The organism is Nocardioides agariphilus, from assembly GCF_015352445.1.
Classification (GTDB): Bacteria; Actinomycetota; Actinomycetes; order Propionibacteriales; family Nocardioidaceae; genus Nocardioides; species Nocardioides agariphilus.
This window is the reverse complement of record NZ_JADKPO010000009.1, coordinates 148,785-157,324: the sequence shown is the minus strand read 5'-3', so window position 1 is coordinate 157,324 and position 8,540 is coordinate 148,785. Positions and strand designations below refer to the sequence as shown.

7 protein-coding genes are annotated in these 8,540 nt (G+C 70.6%); 1 reads left to right on the top strand and 6 read right to left on the bottom strand.

Translation table 11 applies throughout. The features are described from left to right. Nucleotides 1–124: 124 nt before the first annotated feature. The 5 genes from ISU10_RS24085 to ISU10_RS08905 form a co-directional block, all read right to left on the bottom strand. The gene (locus tag ISU10_RS24085) at nucleotides 125–1,468 is read right to left on the bottom strand and encodes a C40 family peptidase (protein WP_194696023.1); all 1,344 of its coding nucleotides are present in this window, start codon (nucleotides 1,466–1,468) and stop codon (nucleotides 125–127) included. A 327-nt stretch (nucleotides 1,469–1,795) separates the two neighbouring features. Beyond that, nucleotides 1,796–2,842, bottom strand: coding sequence for a phosphatase PAP2 family protein (locus ISU10_RS08920; RefSeq protein ID WP_194696022.1), 1,047 nt, complete (start codon nucleotides 2,840–2,842; stop codon nucleotides 1,796–1,798). A gap of 10 nt (nucleotides 2,843–2,852) precedes the next feature. Beyond that, nucleotides 2,853–3,851, bottom strand: coding sequence for an ABC transporter ATP-binding protein (locus ISU10_RS08915; protein ID WP_194696021.1), 999 nt, complete (start codon nucleotides 3,849–3,851; stop codon nucleotides 2,853–2,855). Next, nucleotides 3,851–5,494, bottom strand: coding sequence for an ABC transporter permease (locus ISU10_RS08910; protein ID WP_194696020.1), 1,644 nt, complete (start codon nucleotides 5,492–5,494; stop codon nucleotides 3,851–3,853). Before ISU10_RS08910 ends, ISU10_RS08915 begins: the two co-directional genes overlap by 1 nt. Then, nucleotides 5,478–6,551, bottom strand: coding sequence for a thiamine ABC transporter substrate-binding protein (locus ISU10_RS08905; RefSeq protein ID WP_194696019.1), 1,074 nt, complete (start codon nucleotides 6,549–6,551; stop codon nucleotides 5,478–5,480). Before ISU10_RS08905 ends, ISU10_RS08910 begins: the two co-directional genes overlap by 17 nt. A gap of 241 nt (nucleotides 6,552–6,792) precedes the next feature. Between ISU10_RS08905 and ISU10_RS08900 the strand changes: the two genes are divergently transcribed. Beyond that, nucleotides 6,793–7,725: an alpha/beta hydrolase gene (locus tag ISU10_RS08900; protein ID WP_194696018.1), complete on the top strand. Its 933-nt coding sequence runs from the start codon at nucleotides 6,793–6,795 to the stop codon at nucleotides 7,723–7,725. 27 nt (nucleotides 7,726–7,752) lie between these two features. On the opposite strand, the gene ISU10_RS08895 is transcribed toward ISU10_RS08900, so the two are convergent. Further along, on the bottom strand, nucleotides 7,753–8,403 hold the full coding sequence (locus ISU10_RS08895; protein WP_370865018.1) for an HAD family hydrolase: 651 nt from the start codon (nucleotides 8,401–8,403) through the stop codon (nucleotides 7,753–7,755). Between the last annotated feature and the right edge of the window lie 137 nt (nucleotides 8,404–8,540).

Here is an 8,540-nt window from a genome sequence, read left to right as displayed (position 1 = left end):
ACCACCGTGGGTGGTCGTTGGTTGAGGAGCTTGCGCAGCAAGCGTCTCGAAACCATGGCCACGATCGCAGGCACCTCACCGGGTCTCGAGACAGGCGCTGGCGCGCCTTCCTCAACCGGCGTGCTCAGGGTCTGGCGAAGAAGTTCGGCGCGATCCAGTAGTCGATCGACGCCTTCTTGACGTCCTGGCCGGTGCGAGGGGCGTGGATCATCATGCCGCCGCCGACGTACAGCGCGACGTGGTAGATCGACGACGGACTGCTGCTCGAACCCCAGAACAGCAAGTCACCGGGACGCAGGTCGGCCCGCGAGATCGGCGTGCTGGCGGTGTACTGGCCGACGGAGTAGTGCGGCAGCGAGACGCCACCGGCCTGCCAGGCCTTCATGGTCAGGCCCGAGCAGTCCCAGCGGTCGGGGCCGGCGGCGCCCCACTGGTAGGGGTCGCCGATCTGGGCCTGGGCGAAGGCGATGGCTGCTGAGGCTCCACCGGCAGGTGCGGGCGGCGGTGTGGTCGGAGTATCGGTGGGCGTCGGCTCCTGCGTGGGATCCGGCTCGCCCGAGGTCGGCCCGTCAGTCGGCCCGTCAGTCGGCCCGCCGGTCGGCCCGCCGGTCGGCCCGTCCGTGGGCTCGTCAGTCGGCTCGTCAGTCGGCCCGTCGGTGGGGCCGGGAGTCGGGTGCGGCGTCGGGCCGTCGGTCGGGTCGGGGACCGGGACGGGGTCGGGCTTGGCCTGCTCCTCGAGCCACTCCTGGCGCTCCTCGGCCAGCGCGACACTGATGCCCTGGAGGCGAGCCAGGTCGGCGATCAGGTCGACCCGCTCGGCGGCGATGGCGTCGGCCTCTGCTGCCGCGGACTGCTGGGTGGCGCGCGCCTTGTCACGCGCGCGCTCGGTCTGCTCACGCAGCTGGTCGGCCGCTGCGCGAGCCTTGGTCGCCTGGTCGGTCGCGACGCCGGCGAGGAGTGCGGCGGCGTCGTAGTCGTCGTAGGCCTGGTCCATCGCGGCCTGCGCGTTCTGCATCGTGGTCGTGGTGTCCACGACCTCGCCGATACCGTCGGCGCGCAGGATCGCCGATACGGCGTTGAGCGACGGCGACATCTCGTAGGAGGAGACCACGACGTCGGCGTACTGCTCGCGAAGAGAGCTGAGCTGTCCCTGCGAGGTTTCCTCGACCTGCTCGGCCTCGTGCTGCTTGCGGCGCGCCTCCCGGAACAGCCAGCGGGCCTGGTTGAAGGCCTCCTCGGCCTGGGCCACCTCGACCATCGAGTCCTGGAGCCGGGCCTGGGCGTTGATGAGCCGGGTCTGTACGGCGGCCACGTCGCTGGCCTTGTCGTCGGCGGCCTGGCGGGCGGCGCGTACGTCGGCCTGGCTCGGCGGTCCGTCCTCGTCGGCGACCGCGACCCAACCCGGGGCCGTGGCCAGCCCGGCGAGCAGGGTCACGCTGATAACGGCTGCGACAGCGGGCCTGCGCACTTCCGTGTACTCCTCACGTCCCCGCAAGCCCCGGTGGACCCACTCGTGGAAGCACCTCGGGCGACTTCCCCATCGCCCGAGGCACTTCGTGCACGCTAGTGCGATTTCGTCACAGAGGGAACATTTTCCTCAATTTTCTCACCAGTCCCCGGCGTGTCGCCTTGACGAACTACACGAATGTAATTTCCCCAGTTCTGTTCGTAAGGCCACCAGGACGTCTGCGAGCGTCCCTCGGTCTGCACGACGACGAACGAGCGCAGCGATGTGAGGAGGAGGAAGACCGAGGGTCATAGCGAGCAGACATGCGAGCGGAGCGAGCCAAACGGCTCAGTCCTCGAGAACCGGGACCTTCGCCGAGTCGGCGGTGGGGTGGGAGGCCAGGCCGTGGCGTTCGAACTTCTGGCCGCTGGCGACCCCACCGACGTAGAAGGCGATCAGGGCGATCGCGATGCCGGCGATGTCGTCGGCGATGTAGTGCCACCCGAAGTAGATGGTGGCCAGGATCGTGAGTCCGAAGTTGACCCAGAAGGCGATCTTCACGATCCGGTTCCGGAGCGTGAACTGCACCATCAGGGCGACGAGCAGGGTGATGGCGCAGTGGAGGCTGGCGAAGCCGGCGACCGACTGGACGGCGCCCTCGAGACCCTCGGTGATGACGTCTTGGCGCTGGTTCCACAGCGCGTCCATCAGGTCCTTGGTCGGGGTGTCGGGCAGGTCGGTGTAGATCTGCACGTACTGCAGGCCGGGGCCGACGGTCGGGAGCATGTAGTAGGAGAGCGTGCCCAGACTCCAGGCGATGCTCTGCGAGGTCGCGAACCAGTAGCCGTAGGTGATGTTCCTCGACCAGATCAGCCACGCCGTCAGGGCCAGCGGCACCAGCGGCAGGAACCACAGGTAGACGTAGGACAGCACGTAGGCGGAGATGCCGGTGCCCAGCACGTCGTGCAGCAGCACGGCGGGCTCGTGGCCGAACATCAGCATCCGGTCGACCAGGTGGAGCGAGCGGTCGTACTTGTCGGTGCCCATGACCAGCGGCAGGAACGACTTGAGGTTGCGGTAGGACACGTAGGTGACGTAGAAGCACACAAGACCGGTCACCACAAGGGTCCAGCGCTCGCGGGTCCAGTGGGTGCGCAGCCGGTTCTTGGCGATGGCGAGCATCGCGCCCGGCTTGAACCTCGACTGCCACAGCGTGCGCGGCAGCAGGTCGAGCAGCAGCGCACTGCCGACCAGCAGCGGCAGCCGCAACCACGAGGGTCCGAGGAAGCCCTCGGGGTCGATCAGTCCCTTGCCGAGCGCGACCGCCGCCGTGACCGCCAGGCCGCCCATGACGACGGCGAGGCCTACGAGCAAGGCGTAGGCGCGGCGGTACACGGCCGTCAGTCTAGAGAGGTGCCGGTGCCGTCACCCAGACGGCAAGACGCCCGCTGTCGACGGCCAGCCGCGCCGGCTGCCCGACGGCTGGGTGCGAGTCGAGCGGCGCCACGGCGTCGGCCTCCCCGACACCGGGCACATCGACCACGAGCCGGATCTGCTCCGGCGTCGCTCGTGAGGAGAGCACCACGCCGGTCAGCTGCCCGTGGGCGTCCACGGTCAGCGCGGATCGGCGTACGGCGACGGCCGGCGCCGGCGGTCGACCTGCCGCGGCGAGGATGGCCGCGGCCGCATCGTCGCGGAAGACCCGCGCGTAGCCGAGGAACAGCGCGGTCTCGGGATCCACGGGCTCGCGCCACACCTCGGCGATCGGGCCGTCCTGGACGACCCCGCCGGCCCGCATCACCGCCAAGCGGTCGGCGACGGTGAAGGCCTCCTCGTGGTCGTGGGTCACCATCAGCGCCGTGGTGCCGGCGCCGCGCAGGATCGTGCGCAGGTCCGCGGCCAGCCGCTCGCGCAGACCCGCGTCGAGCGCCGACAACGGCTCGTCGAGGAGCAGCAGCCGGGGCTCGGCCGCGAGTGCTCTGGCCAGCGCCACCCGTTGCCGCTCGCCGCCGGACAGGGTCGCCGGGAGCCGGTCGCCGTACCCCGCCAGGCCGACCAGCTCGAGCAGCTCGGCCACGCGTTCGCGCACGTTCGGTGCGCGACGCAGCCGCAGCGCGTACCCGACGTTGCGCGCGACGGTGAGGTGACCGAAGAGCTGACCGTCTTGGAAGAGCAGCGCGAACCCGCGCCTGTGGGTCGGTACCCCGCGTAGGTCGGCGCCGTCCCAGCTGACCGATCCCGACGTGAGCGGCTCGAGCCCGGCCACGGCTCGCAGCAGGGTCGACTTGCCGCATCCGGACGGCCCGAGCACGGCCAGCACCTCCCCGTCGGGCAGCTCGAGGTCGACGTCGACGACCGCAGGGACCCCGTCGTAGGACACCGAGACGTCGCGCAGCGACAGCATCAGAACGACCCGACGGGCACGTGCAGCCGCTCGACGGCCAGCATCACCGCGGCCGTCGTGGAGGCGAGCACGACCGAGGCGGCCAGGGCCATGCCGTAGTTCATCGGGCCAGGGTGTCCGATCAGCCCGAAGATGACCACGGGCAGCGTCGGGTGCTCGTCGCGGGCGAGGAACGACGTCGCACCGAACTCCCCGAGAGAGACGGCGAAGGCGAAGCCGGCAGCGGCGAGCAGAGGCCGAGCGACCACCGGCAGGTCCACCGTGAGCGAGGCTCGCCACGGCGCGGCGCCCAGGGTGGCGGCGGCTTGGCGCAGCCGGTCGTCGACGCCGGCGAGGACCGGGACTAAGGTGCGTACGACGAGCGGCAGCGCTACCAGCGCTTGGGCGATCGGCACCAGCAGCGGCGAGTCCCGCAGGTCCAGCGGTGGCCGGTCGAGAGTGATCAGGAACCCGAAGCCGAGCGTCACCGCTGACACTCCCAGCGGGAGCATGAAGACGCCGTCGAGCACCGATCGCACCCGGCGCTCGGACACCGATCGGGACCGACGGGTGACCACGACGGCCACGGTGAGCCCGAGCAGCAGCGACATCCAGGTGGCGTCGAACGCCGTGCGCAGCGACGTCACCAGGGCATCGGTCACCGGGGCGATCAGCGCCTGCTGCTCGCCGGTCGTCGCCAAGGCGCGGTAGTTGGCCAGGGTCCAGGCGTCGTCGTGTCGCAGCGAGCCGGCGACCAGCGCCAGGATCGGCCCGGCGACGAGCAGGCCCAGCAGCGCCGTACCGCCCAGCGCCGGGAGGTCGCCACTGGAGAGGCGACGCGGTCGCGCCAGGATCCTGGAGAGCGCAGGGTCCGGCGTACGACGTGCACGGGCGGCTGCGAGCAGGAGACCGGTCACCACCACGAGCTGGAGCACCGACAACGCAGCCGCCGCCTGCAGGTCGAGGAGGTTGGCGGTCAGCAGGTAGATCTCCGTCTCGACCGAGCTGTAGGCCAGCCCGCCGAGGGTCAGGACGACACCGAAGGCGGTCGCGCAGAACAGGAACACGACGCTGGCCGCAGACACGAGCGAGGGCCTCAGCGCCGGCAATGTGACGGTGCGCAGCACCTGCCAGGGACCTGCCCCCAGCGCCGCCGCCGCCTCACCCGCGCGCGGGTCCAGCGACTCCCAGGCTCCGCCCACGATGCGGATCACGACGGACGCGTTGAAGAACACCAGCCCGGCGATGATCGCGATCGGGCTGCCGTCGATGCCGAGGAATCCCAGCGGCCCGCTCTCCCCCACCAGCTGCCGGAACGCGACGCCGACCACCACGGTCGGCAGCACGAACGGCGCCAGCAGCGCGGCGCGCAGCACGCTCACCCCGGGAAACCGGCGCCGGTAGAGCACATGTGCCGCCGGCAGCCCGAGAGCCAGGGACAGCAAGGTGCCCAGGCTCGCGCTCCAGAGCGTGAACCACAGGACGCGGTGCACGCGTGGCCGCCCCAGCACGCCGAGGACAGCACCCGGGTCGAAGGTGCCATCAGCCCAGAAGCCGCGGGAGACCATCCCGACCACAGGCAGCGCGAAGAAGACGCCGAGGATCGCCAGCGGGATCGCAGCCACGCCGAGCAGCCGCGCGATCCGGCTAACGGCTGGTGACATCGCTCCAGGTCGTCAGCCACTCGTCGCGGTTCTTCGCGATCTCGGCCGGGTCGACCGTCAACGGGTCAGCGGGCGGCACGGCGTACTTGGCCCACTCGGCGGGCAAGGTGACCGAGGAGTCGACCGGGAAGACGTACATGCTCGTCGGCAGCTGCTGCTGCACTTCGGGCGAGAGCAGCCAGTCGATGACCTGCTGCGCGCCGTCCGGGTTGTCGGCACCGGCGAGCACGCCGGCGTACTCGACCTGCCGGAAGCAGGTGTCGAGCAGTGCCCGGGTGGTGCTGGTGTCACCGCCGATGGTGAACGCCGGCGAGGAGTCGTAGGACAGCACGATCGGACGGTCGCCCTTGCCGCCGCCCTGGGTGAAGTCGACCTCGTAGGCGTCGGACCAGCCGGCGGTCAGCTTGGCGCCGTTGTCCATCAGGCGGGTCCAGTAGTCGGGCCACGCATCGCCGTACTCAGCGATCGTCGCGAGCAGGAAGGCCATGCCCGTCGAGCTGGTGGCGGCGCCGGGGAGGACGAAGAGATCCTGGTACGCCGGGTCCGTCAGGTCGTCGAGACTCTTGGGCGGCGCGAGTCCTTGCTTGTCGAACCACGTCGTGTCGACGTTCACGCACACGCTGGCGTTGTCGACCGGCGCGAGCCGGTGATCGTCGTCGCCCGGGAGTGCGTAGGCATCGGCGCCTGCAGGCATCGCTGCCGCGTAGGGCGCGAACACGTCGTTGTCCAGGGCTCGCGAGGCGAAGGTGTTGTCGACGCCGAACGCGACATCGCCTTGCGGGTTCCCGGCGCTCAGCACCAGCTTGTTGGTCAAGGTGCCGGCATCGCCGCTCGCCCGGATCACCAGGTCGAGCCCGGTGTCCTGCTCGAACTGCTTGACCAGCTTGTCCGGCAGCGCGAACGACTCGTGGGTGACGAGCACGACCTTGGTCGGCTGCCCTTCGGCATCGGGCTCGCCGGCAGAGCTGTCGCCCCCGCCGACAAGCGAGCAGGCTGTCAACGCAAGCAGGGCAGCGGTGAGGAGGGCCGAGCTGTACAGCCGACATGCACGGGTCATCGATCTGACTCCCTTCGCCGGTGCTAACCGGAGCAGGTTCGAGGGTCTGCGGCTGTCCGCACTCTCAGCCCGCGGCCTCCGGTGGTCCGGAGACGACGTGCTCCCCTGTCTTGGGTAGGAACTCCAGCCATCCTAGGCCTGCCCCTCACATCCACCGGACGGCGGACTCAACCTGCGCGCAGGGGGCCGACCGACCAGGTGCTCTCGACAAGCTCGACCGCCGAGGCAATAGCGTTCCCACATGCCCTCCCGCCTGCACCAGGTGTACGCACGCGTCGTACCGAGGGTGCGCAAGGCCGAGGAGATGGGCGGCCCGGAGCCGGAGGAGCGCGACCGGGTGGTGCGGTGGCACCTCACCCTGGACCGCAGCTTTCCCACGCGGGCGGTGCCGGGCTTCCACCGCAAGTTCCGTGTCGTGCGCGAGGAGTTGACGCAAGGCGGCGTGACGTTCCCGGCCTACGTCGTCACGCCTCGCCACGCAGCCCCGACCCGCACGCTGTTCTACCTCCACGGCGGCGGGTACATGGCGCCGATCGACCCGTTCCAGGTCCGCTACATCACCCGGTTGGCAACAGCGCTCGGGAGCTCGTCGGGCGGGGTGCGGGTGGTGATGCCCGACTACCCGCTGGCGCCGGAGCACACCTGGCGCGACAGCCACGACGCGATCGTCGAGCTGGCCGCGCGCTACTCCCGGGAGCCCGGCGGCATCGCGCTCGTCGGTGACTCGTCGGGCGGCGGCTACGCGCTCGCGATCGCCATCAGCCTGCGCGACCGGGGCCACGCCCAGGCCACGCACGTCGTGCTGCACGCACCGTGGGTGGACCTGACCACGAGCACACCCGAGACGGAGGCCTACGACGAGGTCGACCCGTGGCTGTTCGTCGGCAAGCTCCGGGCCTACGCGCTGTGGTGGGCCGGCGGATCCGCGGACCTCGGTCGTCCTGAGGTCAGCCCCGCACTCGCCGACCTCGCCGGTCTCCCGCCAGGGCTGATGTTCTGCGGCACTCGCGACCTGCTGCTGCCCGGCTGCAGGCTGCTTGCACGGCGGGCGTCCGAGGCCGGCTGGTCACTGACGTACGTCGAGCAGCAAGGCCTGATCCACGCCTACCCGGTGCTGCCGTTCCTCCGCGAGGCGCGCGTGGCCATGCGACAGACGTTGCGGTTCCTGTCGTAGTCGCGGAGCTCTCGGGTCGTGTGAGTGTCAGACGGAAAGCTCTGGCGCCTTGAGCAGCTCGCGCGGGTCCTCGTAGACCGCCGTCGCGCCGTTGGCGAGCAGCTCGGCGTCGTCGAAGCCGCCCGTGCGCACGGCCAGGCACGCCAGACCTGCGGCGCGCGCGGCCTGGGTGTCCCAGACGCTGTCGCCGATCACGATCGCCTCGGTGCCACCGACCTGCTGGAGAGCAGCCTGGAACAGATCGGGCGCGGGCTTGGTGGCGATCGAGGGCGAACTCCACACGATGCGCTGCACCAGAGCGGGTCCACCGTCGACCAGCTCGAGCAGGCGCGAGGTCAGGTCGGGCTCACCCGAGCTGGCGACGACGACCTGGAACTGGTACTGGCGCAGGTGCTCCAGCAGCTCGGCTGCACCGTCGGTGGCGGTGATGTCGGGTAGCAGCCGCTCGAAGTACTCGCGGTGCCGGCGACGCACCTCGTCGCCAACGCCGTGCGCAACGGCGTCTCCCGCCAGGTGCGCGACGACCCGGTCGCCACCCATGCCGATGGCGCGGTGGATGCGGTGGCTCGGGACCTCGATCCCCACCTCGCGGAAGGCTGCCTTCCACGCGAGGGTGCGGGCGTAGACGCTGTCGACGAGAGTGCCGTCCACGTCGAGAACGACGGTGTCGATGGACACGACCTGATCAGCTCCCTCCGGCCGGTCGGGCCCTCGACTGTGTCACGGGCTGCCGACCGACGATTCACCCTGTCGGGCGTGATCGCAGACCCGCCAGCGCCCGATCGAGCCGCTTGCGCACGGCCCCGGCAAACTCC

Bases quoted from the DNA above. Each gene is read 5' to 3' on its own strand.
- ISU10_RS08900 (WP_194696018.1), top strand. From the start codon at position 6,793: ATGCCCTCCCGCCTGCACCAGGTGTACGCACGCGTCGTACCGAGGGTG.
- ISU10_RS08905 (WP_194696019.1), bottom strand. From the start codon at position 6,551: ATGACCCGTGCATGTCGGCTGTACAGCTCGGCCCTCCTCACCGCTGCC.
- ISU10_RS08910 (WP_194696020.1), bottom strand. From the start codon at position 5,494: ATGTCACCAGCCGTTAGCCGGATCGCGCGGCTGCTCGGCGTGGCTGCG.
- ISU10_RS08915 (WP_194696021.1), bottom strand. From the start codon at position 3,851: ATGCTGTCGCTGCGCGACGTCTCGGTGTCCTACGACGGGGTCCCTGCG.